Below are 15,061 nucleotides of genomic sequence, written 5' to 3'. Positions count from 1 at the left end.
TGCGCTGACCTGCTTCCGTCCGTCTCCGCTCCGAGCTCCCTGTCCTCCGCCCATTCCCGCTTCCGTGCCGACCTTTTTTCGGCGCCGGTGCCGGCTGCGCGCTCCGCATCACCCGTTGCAGCGCTTCCGGCCGTCCGCCCGGTTTCCGAAAATGCCAACCCGACCGACAACCCATCCAACCGCACACACCGTCATGACCAGATATATCCTCCCATCCGTCGTCGTCTTCGCCCTCGCCGCGCAGATCCGGGCCGCCGTCCTCACCGATCCGGCCCTCGCCACCGGCGCCGGCGCCATCGCTCCGGGCGGCTCCGGCTACCGCAGTCTCAACACCAACGAAATCCCGGCCAACGCCACGCCGGTGGCCACCCTCGAGGCCCTCGCCGGATTTGGCGTCATCCAGGATTTTTCCGGAGTGACGGAGGGAGAAAACATCCTCCATTTCACTGATCCGGCGCGTGCCGATGCGAAAATTTCGTTCAGCGGAACCGCCGGCGTGGATTATGCCACGGCAGGCGGAGAACGGACCACCCCTGCCTACCTCACGTCACCCGGGGCCGGCATCAGCATTGCCGCCCGCGGGATTACAAGCCAGTTTACCATGACCATTGATTTCGGATCGTGGAACGGAACCGTTTTCGATTCCGACAGCGGCAGCACCGGCGCGGCAGGGTTTACGCTGTCGGGTGATGCCACGCGCCTCAGTATGGTCACCAGCATTACGGCGAGCTTTGTCGGCACGGCCGGCAACCTCCTCGACACGCAGGTCTGGAACGGCCCGAAGGCCGGAGCGCGCGGCCTCTGGTTCGGATATCAGGCAACGGGAGCCGAACCGATCGGCCGCATCGACGTGACGTTTGTCATTACCCAGGCCGAGGGCAGTTCACAGATGATTCTCGGTTTCGACGACCTCGGTTTTGCCGCGACATCACAGATTCCGGAACCCGCGCACATCGCGATGATCGCGGCCGCAGGCGCGCTGGCCCTTGGCGTCCGGTTCCGCCGCCGTCGTTGACCGTTCCGACGGCCCGTTTCCGGAGTGCAGTGTTGGCATCCCGTCCTGCACCGCACTCCGGAAGCTCCCGTTTCTCCCTTCCCGCCATGCCAACACTCACCCGCTTCACGCTCACCCGGAGCGCCGCCAATCCGATTCTCTCGCCGCTGCCCGGCAGCCCGTGGCAATCGCTCGTCACGACCAATCCCGCCGCCGTTTACGACGACGCCCGACGGAAATTCATCCTGCTTTACCGTGCCGCCGGCCACGATCCGGAGCATCGCATCCATCTCGGCCTCGCCGAATCGGACGACGGCATCCATTTCACCCGCGTTTCCGACCGGCCCGTGCTCTCGCCCGGCAACGACAGCGCCTGCGACGGCGGCGGCATGGAAGACCCGCGCCTCATGAAAATCGGCGACTGGTTTTACCTGACCTACGCCTCCCGTCCGTATCCTCCCGGCCAATACTGGCTGCACAACGGCGCGCCGTTCATCCCGCCGGACCTGCCGGCCGAGTTCCCCGTGAAATTCCGGGAAACCCATACCACGACCCACCTCGCCGCCACCCGCGATTTCAAAACCTGGCATCGTCTCGGACCGATCACCGACCCCGTGCTCGATGATCGCGACGTTTACCTGTTTCCGGAAAAAATCGGCGGCAAGTGGTGGATGATCCACCGCCCCATGCAGTGGACCGGCGACGACTACGGCACGCGGCATCCGGCGATCTGGATCAATGCTTCCGACGATCTTCTCTCCTGGAACAGCGCCGGAAGCCGCCTTCTCGCCCGCGCGGAGCAGGACTGGGAAGTCAAGATCGGCGGCAACACGCCGCCCCTCAGGACAGCGGAGGGCTGGATGACGATTTATCACGGGAAAGGTCCGGACGGTTTTTACCGGCTCGGCGCGCTCCTGCTCGACCTCGAAAATCCGGCCCGCGTCACCCATCGCACCCGCGACTGGTTTCTGGAACCCGAATGCGAGTACGAAACCCGCGGATGCTACGATCAGGGCGGTGTCGTCTTCCCCTGCGGCGCCGTGGTCAGGGACGGCACACTGTTTGTCTATTACGGCGGCGCCGACAAGTATTGCGCAGTCGCCACCGCGCCGATGGCCGATTTCATGGAAAACCTGCTCGCCAACCCGACATGACCCGACTCGCTCTCCCCGTTCTCGCGTATGCCTTTTCGCTCGCCGTTGCCTGCGCCGTGGCGACACCCGTTTCCGCCACGGATTCCGGCGCGGCGCCGATCCTGGTCGAGCTCGATCACGCCGGGCTCCTCCGGGATCGCGAGGCATTCCTGACGGATGCGTCTTCCGGCTGCGCGGCCCGGGTCGGACTCCTTCGCAAGGCCGACGAGGCGCTGGCCCAACCCGTGCTCTCGGTCATGGACAAACGGGCCGTGCCTCCTTCCGGTGACAAACATGACTTTTACGCCATCGGCCAGCTTGCGTGGCCCAATCCGAAAACGCCCGGCGGCATGCCCTGGATTCGCCGCGACGGTGCTCCCAATCCCGCGGCCAGGGGCGACGATTATGACAAGGCGCGTTACAACCTCACTGTGGAGCGCATCAACACCCTCGCCGCCGCCTGGCACCTGACACGCGAGGAAAAATACGCCGCCAGAGCCGCCACGCTGCTCCGGACCTGGTTCACCGAACCCGCCACGCGGATGAATCCGCATTTCAGGTACGCATCCGCGCTTCCCGGCGTCCATGACGGCATGTACATCGGCATCATCGAAGGCGTGGTGCTCGTGCGCATGGTCGATCACGTCAACCTCCTCGCGCATTCCCAAAGCTGGACACCGGCGGACAACGACGCCCTGCGCGGCTGGTTTCGCGACTACACCACCTGGTTGCTGGAAAGCGATTTTGGCAAACAGGAGGCGGCCATGGTCAACAACCACGGCATCTGGTACGCCGCGCAGGTGGCGACGTTCGCACTCTACAGCGGCGACCGCGACCGGGCGAAATTTGCGCTAAACCTCGCCCGCCGCCAGATCGGCAACCAGATCGCGGCCGACGGCAGTTTCCCTGCGGAGATGAAGCGGGTGCGTTCCCGCATGTACACCGCCTATGCCCTCCGCGCCTTCGCCGTGAGCGCCCGCTGCGGCGATTATCTCGGCGAGGACCTCTGGCATTACCAGGCGGACAACGGTCGCCGTCTCGAGCTCGCGTTCGACTACCTCGCGCCTTTCCTGCGGGAGGGAAAAAACTGGCCCGGTCACACCGGCCCCGATCGCTATCTCGCACGCGCCCTGCGTCCCTTCTACCGGCGGGCCTCTGAAATCTACCAGACACCCGGTCTGGCGGAGACCGTGGCGTTTCTGGAAAAGCTCTGACCGGGATCGACGGGACCGGCCAGCTGATCAAAAAGTCCATGTTTTTGGTCGGCCTCTCCATCCAGGAAAGACGCGGATTCGGGTATGATAAGCGGCTTTGTCACTCCGTTCCTGAATACCAATGAGCAAGATCCCTGTTTCTCTCCAGCTCTGGTCGCTGCGCGACCTGACCAAAGATGACTTTGCGGCCACCATGGCCAAGGTCGCCGAAATCGGTTTCGCCGGCGTCGAGACCGCCGGCTACGGAAACCTCGATGCCGACGGAGCCGCCAAGGCCATCGCCGCCGCGGGTCTGAAGGTCTCCGGCCAGCACGTCGGCCTCGGCGCGCTCCGCGCCGATCTCACCAAGGTCGCCGCCGAAGCTCACCTGCTCGGCACGAAACACGTCATCTGCCCGTCCTCCCCGCGCAGCCTCTTCATCAGCCCCGACGCCTGCGCCCAGATCGGCGAGGAGCTCAACGAAATCGGTGAAAAACTTCGCGGCTACGGTCTCGAATTCCATTACCACAACCACGCCTTCGAACTCGTGGAACTGGCCGGCCGTCGCGGTTTCGACTGGCTGCTCGATGCCGCCTCCCCGCGCAACCTGCTTTGCCAGGCCGACGTGTTCTGGGTCCACACCGGGAAAAAGGATCCGGCGCAATTCATCCGCGAACAGGGACGCCGCATCAAGCTGCTCCACATCAAGGACGACAAGGAAATCGGCGGCGGCCCGGTCGATTTCCAGGCCGTGTTCGCGGCCGCGGAAAGCATCGGCTCGGTCGAATGGTATGTCGTCGAGGTTGAAAAATACAATCACGCCCCGATCGAATCCGTCCGCCTCTCGTTCGAGCAGCTCAAGAAGTGGGGCAAGGCCTGACCCGGCTGCGCCGGGTGTAGTTGGAAATTGGTAATTGGGAATTGGTCCGGATGACCAGCCCTCTGTCACTAATTTCCAATTACAAACTGCCAACTTCAGACTTCTGGTTTCAAATTTCAAACTTCTACCCATCCACCATGGCTAAATCTACCAGGACCAAATCATCCAAACCCGCAAAACTGTCCGGCAAGGATTCGTTCAACGTCGCCGTGATCGGCGCCGGCGCGATCGGTCTCGATCACATCAATTCCTTCAAGCAACACCCGGCGGCCAACGTCGTGGCGATTGCCGAAGTCTCGCCCGAACGCGGCAAGGAAGCCGCCGACAAGTTCGGTATCCCGGAAGTCGTCACCGATTACAAGGTGCTCCTCTCCCGCCCCGACATCGACATCTTCTCGATCGCACTGCCCAACTACCTGCACGCGCCCGTTTCGCTCGCCGCCCTCCGCGCGGGCAAGCACGTGATGCTCGACAAGCCGATGGCGACCAACGCCGCCGACGCCGCGAAGCTCGTGGCCGAGGCGAAGAAGCAGAAAGTGCTCTTCATGGTCGGCCAGAACAACCGTTTCACCCCCGAGGTGCAGACGGCCAAGGGTCTCATCGCGAAAGGCGTGCTCGGCGACGTTTACCATGCGAAGACCGCCTGGACCCGCCGCACGGGCATCCCGCGCATCGGTTCCTGGTTCACGCAGAAAAAGTTCGCGGCTGGCGGCGCCACCTATGACATCGGCGTGCATGCGCTCGACCGCTGCCTGTACCTCATGGGCGAGTTCGACGCGGCGGCCGTCAGCGGTCAGACCTATGCCAAGTTCGGCCCGCGCGGCCTCGGCGGCGGCAACTGGGGCAAGGGCGAGATCACCCCGGGCCAGCCCTTCGATGTGGATGACCTGTCCGTGGCGCTGATCAAGCTGCGCAGCGGCCGCACCGTGCTGCTGGAAGCCTCCTGGGCGGCGCACCAGCCGTTCCCGGATTTCAACGGCACGCAGCTTTTCGGCACCGACGCCGGCATCCTGTTCCCGCCGCTGCAAATGTTCCGCACGGCGCCGACCGGTTATGTGACCGAACTGGTGACCACCTCGGCCAGCCTGGTGAGCGCCAACCGCATGGTGCACTTCATCGACTGCCTGCTCGGCAAGGCCGACCCGTACGTGAAGCCCGAGGAATCGCTCGCGGTCCAGAAGATCCTCGACGCGATCTACCTCTCGGCGAAAACCGGGAAAGAAGTGCGTATCAAATAATCGGCTACGGATAGCATCGCGTAATTCCGTTTCTGCTCCTGGACGAAATCAGAACCGCGGCGGCCTCGAAGGCGCCGCGGTTTTTTTGCGGAGACAAGCCGGTCGATTCTCCCGATCGGGAATTGCGCGGAGAGCGCAAGACCCTGACACAGAGCTTAGGGAGGCGCAAGCCGGCTTGAAATCATCTACTGCCGGGAGTCGCCCAGCCAGGCTGGCATGACTTCGCGAAACAGGGGAAGCAACACGTGCCTGGCGCCGCGGACTGTAAGATGCGTGTTATCGTAATAAAGGGCGACTCCGTCGAGCGCGGCGCGGTACCGCCCCGTATCCGCTTCCATAAGTAACGGAGCAGGGTCGACGAACAGGGAGGGCAGGCGTTGCCCGGAGAGCCGATAGATAATGGTGTTTTTCCGGAGGTGCTCTTCTCCGGTTTGGCGGAATGTCAGGTTGTCTTCCCCTGTGCGGTACTTGCGGACGAGCATTTGCGGAGCCGACGCATTCAGGTCGGGAGTGCACAGCAATATCAAGACCTTGCAGCCGATCTCGTCCAGTCGCCGGATGGTCTCGTGCAAGGCTGCCTCCAGGCGTACGGGATCTTTCTCCTCATAGTAACTCCACCGCGCGATCAGCATCACGCGGGTGATGTTCTTTTTTTCAATGTGGCGGATCACGGCTTCGGCCCAGTCGGCGGACTTGTCTCCGAGAAACGATCCCTTGACCGGCACTCCGATGAGGGGGGGCGTGCCGTCGGCCAGAGCCGCTTCGCCGGCCATGCCTGCCTCTCGGCAAAAAAAGTCCAATGCCGCGATCGTGTGTTTTGCATGACTGTCGCCCCAGGCCAGCAACCGTACGGGATTACCGGATCCGACAGTCCCGAAACGATGCAGACGCCCGGCGACAATATCGTCGTCGGTGGTATCCGGCAGCCTGTTGCGGTCTTCCGAGGCGATTTCGTTCAAGCGCACCAGCTTGGCCGCTTCGGACAGGCGAAGACCGTTTGCCTTCATACTGAATCCGCTCGCCAGCACGATCGAGGCGATCGCCGCGCCGGCAACCAGGAAGATCCCTTTTTGCGTCTTCGCGATCTGTCGTTTGCGGAAGGGTGTTTCTATATATAGCCACGATATCACGGCAATCCAGGCGGCGACCGCGACCAGCCCCGATCTTGCAAGCACCGACAGATGGCTGATCGACGGCGCCCCGTATTGTTGAAGCACGACAAGCGGCCAATGCCACAGATAGAGGGAATACGAGATCAACCCGACAAAAACCATCGGTCGCAGGGAGAGCAGCTTACCCGGCAGGGTCGGCTGCAGGTTGCGGCCGGGCGGGCAAGTATTGCTCCAGATAAAAGCCGTAGCCCCGAGGCAGGGAGGAACCGCCAGAAAACCCGGGAAAGGGACGTCTTTCGAATACAGCCAGACGGGAATCAGTATCCCGGCCAGCCCCAGCAGGGAAAAGACTTCCCGGATGCCGCGATGGACCGGAAACAGGTTTGCCGGGAGCGCCGCAAGCAAGGCTCCGCAAAGCAATTCCCATGCTCTTGTCGGCAGCATGTAAAAAGTGAACCGGTTGTAATGTGGTAACAGTACGACCGACAGGACAAGGCTGCCCAGAAGTCCCGCTGGAAGGAGCCTGCGAAGCGTACGCGGTCGACGGAGCGGATGGCTGTAACCAGAAAACCGGAAAGGACAAAAAACACATCGACCCCGACGAAGCCTCCCGGACAGGAAAGATTGGCGTGATGGCAAACGACCGCCAGCACTGCGATAGCTCGCAGGCCATCGATTTCGGGCCGATAAACAAGCGGAAGGACAGGGTTCCCCGAGTTGTCGATATTCACGTGTGATTGCAGACTCTGTGTGAGGAGTATCTCCTTGCGGGAGACCCGGCCGGGGACGCGATCCGGTTACCGCGGCTTCCGGCGACTTGCCCCGAAGCTCCGCGCGTGCGTATCGGCATGGTGCATCCGCCATAGCGTATTTGCAGTGCTCATTTATTCTTTTCGTTCTCTTTTTTCAACACGTCGAGTTCGATACGGAGGGCATCCGTCTCCTTGCGCAGGGCCAGCACCTCGTGCGCCAGGGAGAGAAGCAGCTCCTTGTCGGCGGACATCCTGAGCTCCACGGAAGACACGCGGGCGTTGTTGCGAAATTCCTGTTCGATGTAGTTCAGGTTCTTCTCGATCCTGGCGATATGGCCCGAAGAGACCGCGGAATCGCGCGCAGCGAGCACCAGGCAGGGAATGAAGAGGAGGAACAGCAGGGATCGGCAGTTTTTCATGGTATGACGGCTATCGGAATTACGGATTTGCAGGTGGGTCGTCCCGGTTTTTCTCCAGGATAACGAGAAGACGGGTGGCCAGCAGGCGGGGGGCGCACGCGAGAATGCGATCCGCCGCTTTCAGGAACCGGTACAGGTGCAGGTTTCCGATCTGGCGTTTCGAAAATCCTCCGGTGGCAAGGTAGGCAAACGATGCCAGAGGCTGCACGCGGACGGTTTTCCATCCGGCAAGACGGTCCGCGTGCGTTTTCCACCAGAACATGCGCGTGGCTGCTCCCTGGGCGGCAAAGTAGTCGATCTTTTCCGGAGAAAATCCTTCGGGCGCTTCCCAGGTCACCGGTTCGTTCAATGCCACGGGTTCGTGATGCGCCAGTCCGTAAACGAGCCTTCCCAGCCAGCTTATCGCCGGTTCGAACAGGATGACGCGACCGCCGGGCGCCAGCACGCGGTGAAATTCGGCCAGTGCCGTCCCCGGATAACGCAGATGGTGCCACACATCAAACAGGACCAGCGTCGCGACGCTGCCGGACGCGAAAGACAGGCGGTAGGCATTTTCCTGTCTGTCCAGCCACGGGTTGGGGAAGATGTCCGTAGTGATGCAGTCCGGTATCCGGTTTTTGATGTTTCCCATGCCGGAGCCCAGTTCGACGATCATGCCCGGAATCTCCCGGTCGATCGCCGAGGCGATCAGGCGATAGAAATCTCCGTATGCCGCCCGCAAGGCCGGCTTTCTCTGCCAGGCCTCGCGATTGCGCATGATTTCAATGTTGTGCTGCGCAGCCGGAATTGACGGCGCGCCCGCGCCCGATGATTTCCCGGGATTCCTGCTCATTGTCCGTCCGGGCCTCCTTCCGCTGACGGCGAAACGGTCTCCGCCAGTCGTTCGTACCTTTCCGCCTCATCGTGGCGTTGCAGCGCGCGGCACGCCTGGGCCAGCGCCTCGTAATGCTCGCGCACCGGCCGTTCCGTCAGTTCCAGGGCCTTCTGCAACTGTTCCAGCGCCTCACCGTTGTCTCCGCGGGTCAGTGACAGTTTTCCCTTCAGGAGAAAGGTCCGGGTATCGTCAGGGGCATGTTTTTCCAGCAACCGGCAGATCTCCTCCGCCTCTGTCCACATGCCGGCATCGAGCAACGCCTGGAAATACAGAATGAACAACGCCGGCGTTTTCGGATCCATTTCCACGGCTTTGCGGAATGCCTCGACGGCCCGCGGCAGGTCGCCGCGCTTCCTGTAAAGATCACCCTGCACGCGCCAGGCAGAGGCGTCCGCCATTCCTCTGGAAATCAACTCCTGAAGCACGCGCATGGCGTCTTCTTCCCGTCCGAGTTCGGAGTAGCATTTCGCCAGTCCCGCATAGGCTGACGTTTGGGAACGGGGATCCTGCAAGATCGTTTCCCGGAAAAGAAGCGCGGCCTCCTCGTAACGCTTTTCCCGTGACAAAACAGAACCGAGCCAGGTGCGGGCGCGGGCAGACGAAGGGAACGCCGCGATATTTTTGCGCCACAGGGTCTCCTCGGACAGGTAGTCGCGGTTGCGGGCCACGGTCGTCGTGCCAAGCAGGAGCGCGGCCAGCGACACCGGAACGAGCAGCCCGCGACGCACGCCTGTCTCGAACAACCCGAACACAACCAGCACCACCACGCAGGCCAGCGGCAGGTGCATGCGGTGCTCCGCGACCATCTGGGTCACCAGCGGCACGACGCTCGAACTGGGGGCGAGGATGACAAAAAACGACGCGGCGACAAAGCCCGGTTTCGGATGCTTCACCAGGGCCCACGCCGTCGATCCGAGCAGGGCCAGCATGAGAATCCCCTGCCCGGCAACCGCGGATGCCGAGCGGATGGTGAAAGAACCGTAGTCGAGGACGAGCGGATGTGGCCAGAAGCAGAGCCGGAGATACCGGACGATAGCCCAGGCCTGGGTCAGCAGGGATTCCCACCACGACACGCCCAGCCCGAAACCGGCCGCGCCGGCCCGGCCTCCGTTGTCCAGCATGAGAACCGTCAGCAGAATCCAGGTTGCCAGATAACCGGCGTAAAGAAACCGGCGGCGTCTCCAGACCTCGCCGAACGAACCGGCGACGAAGGCGCGGTCGTACAGCAGCACGACCACCGGAGCCGTGATCATCACTTCCTTGCTGGCCACCCCGAGGACGCAGGCGCACCAGGAAAGCGCGAGCCAGAAACCGCGATGGGGGGAATCCTGGCCTCTTGTGAAACAATAAAGCATCCCCAGAAAAAAGAAGCTCACGATCAGTTCCGTGCGCTGGATGATGCAGGTCACCGATTCGGTTTGCAGCGGGTGGATCGCCCAGAGCAGGGCGACCGAAAAGGCCAGCGGCACGGACCCTTGGCCGTACTTCTCCCGCATGGAGGGCAGCAGCAGCGTCCGGCGTACGCAGCCGAACAGCAGCAGCGCGCATCCGGCCTGGAACAGCATGTTGGTGGCGTGATACGGGCGCGTGTCATGATCTCCGCCGGCAGCGTAGTTCAGGGCAAGTGACAGGTTCACGAGCGGTCTGCCCTGCACGCCGTTGGACTCCTGCACCGGATTGAGCACATCCGTCAGGGGCCACAGTTTGCGGATGCTGTCGTTTTTCAGAATGGCCCGGATATCGTCGAAGATGAACGGAGCCGACAGGCTGTTCCACCAGCAGGTGGCGACCGCCAGGATCAGGATGCCCGCGCAGACAAACACCGGGGTGCGGGACGTTCCGGGAGCATGGACGGAATCTGGTCCGGTTGTCGGTCGGTTATCGTTGCTCATGGTGCGACAGCAGTTCCGGCATTGGCGGGCAAGGTACGGAAGGGGTCATTTGTGGAACCGGATATGGCATAGCCCGAACCAGGTCATTTTGAGCAGCATCCAGCCGTGCGAGAAGCGGGAGATATTGGTGTCGCCGTAAGTCCGGTCCCGGTAGCGCACGGGGATGTCGCGGATGCGCAGGTTGAGCAGCGCCGCGCCGTAAATGAGGTTGAAATCGCCGAACGGGTCGAAATCCCCGAAAGAGGAAATGCGCCCGAGCAGACGCTCGTAATCGTCGCGCCGGATCATTTTGGTGCCGCACAGGCTGTCCTTGACCGGCTGCCCCAGAACCCAGGACAGGGCGGAGGCAAAAAACTTGTTCCCGGCAAAATTGAGCAGGCGCATGGCCCGCGACTCCATCGGGTAGACCAGGCGGCATCCGTTGGCAAATTCGGCGAGGCCTCCGGCCACCGTCTCGTAAAACTTGGGCAGGTCTTCGGGAGGCGCCGTCAGGTCCGCATCCTGGATGACCAGCACCTCGCCGCGGGCTGCGGCGAAACCGGTCCGGACGGCATCCCATTTTCCCTTTCCGGGCTGGCGAATGGCGCGCACGCAATGAGGGCCGGCATAGAGGGCGATTTCCTTCAGGATCGTTTCCCAGGTGTCATCGGTGCTCCCGCCTTCAACGAAGATGATCTCCGTGCGGCGGCCCAGGACCGGCACCCGTTCGAGAGCCGGCCGGATATTTCCGGCCTCGTTGCGGGCGGGGATGACGACCGAGCAGGAGATTGCTTCCTCCTGTGGCGGCGACGCCCTCGGTCGGGCCACGAAAGCCAGGGTCATGCAGCAATGCCGCAGCAGGGGCATCCGGGCGGCGAACCGGTTCAGAAGTGTGCCCAGCACCGGCGTCTCGAAAGGCCAGAGCTGTAATTGGTGAGTGCATACAACCTCCCATCCTGCCAGTTCGAGCAGATTGACGATATCCTGGCTCGACAGCCAGTTGCTCGGTGGCTGTTTCATGACCCAGCCGATCCGTTCTCCCCACCCGAGCACGTATTTCCACGGTGTATTCAGCGTCGTGATATAGAGCCGGGTGCGCGGATGGGCGGAGTGCCGGACATTCTCCAGGGCTCTCTGGATATCGGGTACATATCCCGCCAGATAATCCATGACAATATGGTCGAATTTTTCCTCGATCACATCCTCCATCACATCGCCGGTGCGAAACTCGCAGCAGGGGCCGGCGCCATCCGGCGCGGTGGAACGTCGGGCCTTCCCGATCTTGCGCGGGCTCAGATCGACGCCGAGTCCGCGGGCGGGTGCGAGCGCGCGCAACAATTCGCCGCTTCCGCATCCCCATTCCAGTACCCGGCTCTTTTCGGGAATCTGGAAGCGGAACCACCGGGCCAGCTGCCGGTGGAAGCCGGTTTGCCGCTTGCGCGCTTTCCCGTCATGCCCGGCGACCCAGTCAAAATGTTCGCGAAGGCTCCCGTTCATCGGCCAGGCACCTCCGGTGCGGCTGGCCGGCGGAGACGACGAGCCAGCGCGAAGAGCAGGCACAGGCAGCCGCCGAAAGCGGCCCACGAGCCTGGTTCGGGGATGGGGCTGACCAGAAGCTGCCCGGTCCCCGTAATGTAGTCGCTCAGGTTGTACGCATCCCAGAGTCCGCCAGCCAGGGACTGGCCGTCCACGACAAGCGCGGCGACGGTCATGATGCCCTCGAAATCCAGTTCGAGCGTGGCGCCGCTGAAGAGCGTGATCACGGTGGCGGGGTCCATGGAGGCGTCGCTCAGGCCGAGCAGACCTTCCCGCACGGTGATCCCTCCCGTAAAGTCGTGATGCCGGACTGTCCGGCTGCTCTTGCCATTGACGAGCCGGAGCGCCCCCTCGCCGGTTTTGACGAGACCGCCGTTGCCGGTGAAGGTGGCGCTGATGCTCACCTCCTCGCCGATGGCGGCCATCTCCGAGGTGTCGATGACGAGACCTCCGTCCGCGAGCACCAGTTCGCCGTGGGCAAATCCGTTGACGTTGATGCGGGAATGGAAATTCCGGCCGTAGAGGATGTCGTTGCCGAAGGTTTCTCCCGGAGTGGCGCCGTCGCCGAGCCGCCAGCCATCGGCCGTCACGCGGAAAGTGGCTCCGTCGAAAAGCACGGTCCGTTTCCCCAGGTTGCCCTCGATATCGTCGGCGGCGGTGGCCGTCCTGAAGATGCTGCCCGCCTCGAGGGTGCCGCGGAGCACCACGTTCGCATTGCCGGAACCGAGCGCAACCCAGGCCGTCCTGAGCCGGGAACCGGCGTCGACGGTCAGGACGTTGTTCGAGGTTTCGACGGAGGCGGCCTCGTTATGGAAGGACTCGGTGGCGACGAAGGTGCCATGCGAGACCTCGACCGTCGCGCCACCGGAAACGGTGACTTCGGACTGGCCGCGCAGATAAAGGCTTCCCTCGTGTGTCCATGAGGTGCCGGCGCCGGTGACGAGGAGGCTGGCGGGGTTGTCCTTGTCCGCGCCGGCTCCGATCCAGGCGGCGGCACGATAGCTGCCGATCAGGTGAGCCTCGGTGCCGATGCCGGGCACGGCGATGACGTAAGGGACGTACTGTTGCCGGTCGGCGCTGGAGACGCGGGCGCCTCCGGAGAAAACGGCGGTGGCGGCCTCGCCATCGGCCCGTGCGCCCTCGTTGGAGATTATCAGGTAGCTGCGGTTGGCACTCGTTTCGGCGGGGCCCAGCAGATCCAGCCGGGTGCCGGCGCCATCGACGACGAGGTGTCCGGCAACCGTCAGCTCGCGCAGCTCCGCCGTGGCTCCGGCACGGATCTCCAGAAGCCGCCCTGCGGCGGTGACGGTATCCGCCGTCAGCGTGCTGCCCGCTCCGCGGACCGAGAGGGAACTTTCGCCGTGCATGCCGAGAGAGGTGTCGACGGCGAGCCGTCCGCCGTCCGTGACATCCATATCCAGCCCGGCGCCGTCCAGACTGATGCTGCCGACGGTCAGGCGGGAACCGGCTCCTCGAACGGCAATGCGGCCGCGCGTATCGCCCGTATCATCGAAGTTGACGCGAATCCCGCCGCTGATCGTGGCCGTGCCACCCGATTCGACGGCAAGGCTGCTGTACCGGTTGATGTAGAGGCCGCCGGCATGGCGCCATTCCGATTTGTCTCCGGAAACCGTCAGGGCGCCTTGCGTCCCTTCGATGCTTTGCCGGTTCCCGATTCCGCCGAGGGAGGCTGTGCCGACCGTTTCCAGCACCCCGCCGCCCGAGATGTCGACCCGCCCGGTACCGCTGGCTCCCGCCGAGAAAAAGCTGCGGTCCGGAGAAAGGGAGTCATCCTGGCCGAAGACGACCCTGGCGCCGTCGCTGATTTCCAGGATGCCTTCGCCGCCATCCTTGCCGACATGCACGGGGCCGACGCTTTCCCATAATGTGCCGGCGCCCTCGGCCCTGGCGCGGGCGACCGGTCCGGCCAGCGTGCCGATGTGGATGCCACGGGTCCCCGTGCCGCCGTCGAGGCCCGTATTCATGCCGGCGCCGCCGGAAAGCACCAGCTCGCCTCCCTGCATCACCAGGCCGTCGGAAGAAAAGAGCGTCCCGGTATCCGTTATCTCGACACGACCGTTTCCATAGATGCTGCCATAGGTCCAGCTCCGGAGCGAGGCGCCGCCGGAGATTCTCGCTATCGCATGGTCGCCGACACTCAGGTTGCCGACATCGGCAAACGATCCCGTGCCGTCCACGAAAAACCGGGCCGACCCGAGAACGTCGATACCTCCGGCATAGACACCCTCATCTGCCTTGGCCGTAATGCCGCCGCCGCCGGCGATGCGGGTTACGCCCTGATAAAGCCGGAGCGAATAGTGGCTGCCCAGCGGAGAGGATTCGTCCCTGCCGATGGCAATGCGGGAGTTTTCACCCTCGACGAGGAGCAGCGTGGCATCGGTGTGTTTGCCGCCAGTCTCGCCGATGCGAATCCCGCCGACCGCGCCGCCTGCTCCGCCGGCCAGAGCGAGCGTGCCGCCGTCGGCGACCCTGACCGCAGCCTCCCCGGCAGGTGTGCCCCCGGGGCCAAGGGCGTATGCAAATTCGCCCGTGCGCAGGACCGATCCCGCGCCGTGAACGAGGAGGGAGCCTCCCCCGTGCATTCCGAATTCTCCGGAAACGGACATGGCGCCTTCATCCCGGACGGTGATATCCGCCACCGTTTCCAGATTGACCGCGCCGGCGTTCACCTGCGATCCGGCGCCGCCGATTCGCAGGATGCTCGTCCCTCCCGGTCCGGCATGGAGGCTGGCCAGGGAAGCGACGCCGCCTCCGGAGACATCGATCAGGCCGGTTCCTCCGCCGCCGCCGAGCCTTGTCTCCCATTGTACTTCCAGGCGGGCGTTGGCGCCGGAAATGACGACGGCTCCGCTGCCGGACGCTCCGGCGCCGATATCCAGAGCTCCGGCCACGGCCGTAACATCGTTGCCGATACGCGACGTGCCTCCGTTCAGGATTTCGGCGACATCCCACGGTCCGGGCGCGGCGCCGCCGTCCCAGCTGGCCGGATTTGTCCAGTCTTCTGTTCCCGGTGCCATCCATGTGGCTGCCGGGAGGGA

The 15,061-nt window shown here is 63.5% G+C and carries 11 protein-coding genes; 5 read left to right on the top strand and 6 right to left on the bottom strand.

Annotated features, from left to right (window positions below; translation table 11 throughout):
• Positions 1–193 precede the first annotated feature (193 nt).
• From OPIT5_04760 to OPIT5_04740, 5 genes are all read left to right on the top strand, one after another.
• Positions 194–1,015: an anchor protein gene (locus OPIT5_04760; GenBank protein AHF89645.1), complete on the top strand. Its 822-nt coding sequence runs from the start codon at positions 194–196 to the stop codon at positions 1,013–1,015.
• A gap of 86 nt (positions 1,016–1,101) precedes the next feature.
• Complete coding sequence (locus OPIT5_04755; protein ID AHF89644.1) at positions 1,102–2,148, top strand: glycosidase; 1,047 nt, start codon at positions 1,102–1,104, stop codon at positions 2,146–2,148.
• Positions 2,145–3,341, top strand: coding sequence for an Alginate lyase (locus tag OPIT5_04750; GenBank protein AHF89643.1), 1,197 nt, complete (start codon positions 2,145–2,147; stop codon positions 3,339–3,341). Before OPIT5_04755 ends, OPIT5_04750 begins: the two co-directional genes overlap by 4 nt.
• Positions 3,342–3,462: 121 nt before the next feature.
• The gene (locus tag OPIT5_04745; protein AHF89642.1) at positions 3,463–4,200 is read left to right on the top strand and encodes a xylose isomerase; all 738 of its coding nucleotides are present in this window, start codon (positions 3,463–3,465) and stop codon (positions 4,198–4,200) included.
• A 137-nt stretch (positions 4,201–4,337) separates the two neighbouring features.
• Positions 4,338–5,438, top strand: a complete 1,101-nt coding sequence (locus OPIT5_04740) for an oxidoreductase (GenBank protein ID AHF89641.1) — start codon at positions 4,338–4,340, stop codon at positions 5,436–5,438.
• Between the two features lie 185 nt (positions 5,439–5,623).
• Here OPIT5_04740 and OPIT5_04735 read toward each other — a convergent pair whose 3' ends face one another.
• From OPIT5_04735 to OPIT5_04710, 6 genes are all read right to left on the bottom strand, one after another.
• Positions 5,624–6,955, bottom strand: a complete 1,332-nt coding sequence (locus OPIT5_04735) for a hypothetical protein (protein ID AHF94083.1) — start codon at positions 6,953–6,955, stop codon at positions 5,624–5,626.
• A 475-nt stretch (positions 6,956–7,430) separates the two neighbouring features.
• Positions 7,431–7,721: a hypothetical protein gene (locus OPIT5_04730; GenBank protein AHF94082.1), complete on the bottom strand. Its 291-nt coding sequence runs from the start codon at positions 7,719–7,721 to the stop codon at positions 7,431–7,433.
• Positions 7,722–7,740: 19 nt separating this feature from the next.
• Complete coding sequence (locus OPIT5_04725; protein AHF89640.1) at positions 7,741–8,553, bottom strand: methyltransferase; 813 nt, start codon at positions 8,551–8,553, stop codon at positions 7,741–7,743.
• A complete protein-coding gene (locus OPIT5_04720) occupies positions 8,550–10,418 on the bottom strand; it encodes a hypothetical protein (protein AHF94081.1) in 1,869 nt (622 codons plus the stop codon). The genes OPIT5_04725 and OPIT5_04720 overlap by 4 nt, the downstream gene beginning before the upstream one ends.
• A 114-nt stretch (positions 10,419–10,532) precedes the next feature.
• Complete coding sequence (locus OPIT5_04715) at positions 10,533–11,963, bottom strand: glycosyl transferase (GenBank protein AHF89639.1); 1,431 nt, start codon at positions 11,961–11,963, stop codon at positions 10,533–10,535.
• Positions 11,960–15,040, bottom strand: a complete 3,081-nt coding sequence (locus OPIT5_04710) for a hypothetical protein (protein AHF94080.1) — start codon at positions 15,038–15,040, stop codon at positions 11,960–11,962. Before OPIT5_04710 ends, OPIT5_04715 begins: the two co-directional genes overlap by 4 nt.
• Positions 15,041–15,061: the final 21 nt, after the last annotated feature.

The organism is Opitutaceae bacterium TAV5 (genome assembly GCA_000242935.3).
GTDB lineage: Bacteria > Verrucomicrobiota > Verrucomicrobiia > Opitutales > Opitutaceae > Geminisphaera.
The sequence above is the reverse complement of the archived record's forward strand: the minus strand, read 5'-3'. Positions and strand labels throughout refer to the sequence as shown.

Coding starts and splice junctions, on each gene's coding strand:
- OPIT5_04760 (AHF89645.1), top strand. CDS start 194: ATGACCAGATATATCCTCCCATCCGTCGTCGTCTTCGCCCTCGCCGCG.
- OPIT5_04755 (AHF89644.1), top strand. CDS start 1,102: ATGCCAACACTCACCCGCTTCACGCTCACCCGGAGCGCCGCCAATCCG.
- OPIT5_04750 (AHF89643.1), top strand. CDS start 2,145: ATGACCCGACTCGCTCTCCCCGTTCTCGCGTATGCCTTTTCGCTCGCC.
- OPIT5_04745 (AHF89642.1), top strand. CDS start 3,463: ATGAGCAAGATCCCTGTTTCTCTCCAGCTCTGGTCGCTGCGCGACCTG.
- OPIT5_04740 (AHF89641.1), top strand. CDS start 4,338: ATGGCTAAATCTACCAGGACCAAATCATCCAAACCCGCAAAACTGTCC.
- OPIT5_04730 (AHF94082.1), bottom strand. CDS start 7,721: ATGAAAAACTGCCGATCCCTGCTGTTCCTCCTCTTCATTCCCTGCCTG.
- OPIT5_04725 (AHF89640.1), bottom strand. CDS start 8,553: ATGAGCAGGAATCCCGGGAAATCATCGGGCGCGGGCGCGCCGTCAATT.
- OPIT5_04715 (AHF89639.1), bottom strand. CDS start 11,963: ATGAACGGGAGCCTTCGCGAACATTTTGACTGGGTCGCCGGGCATGAC.
- OPIT5_04710 (AHF94080.1), bottom strand. CDS start 15,040: ATGGCACCGGGAACAGAAGACTGGACAAATCCGGCCAGCTGGGACGGC.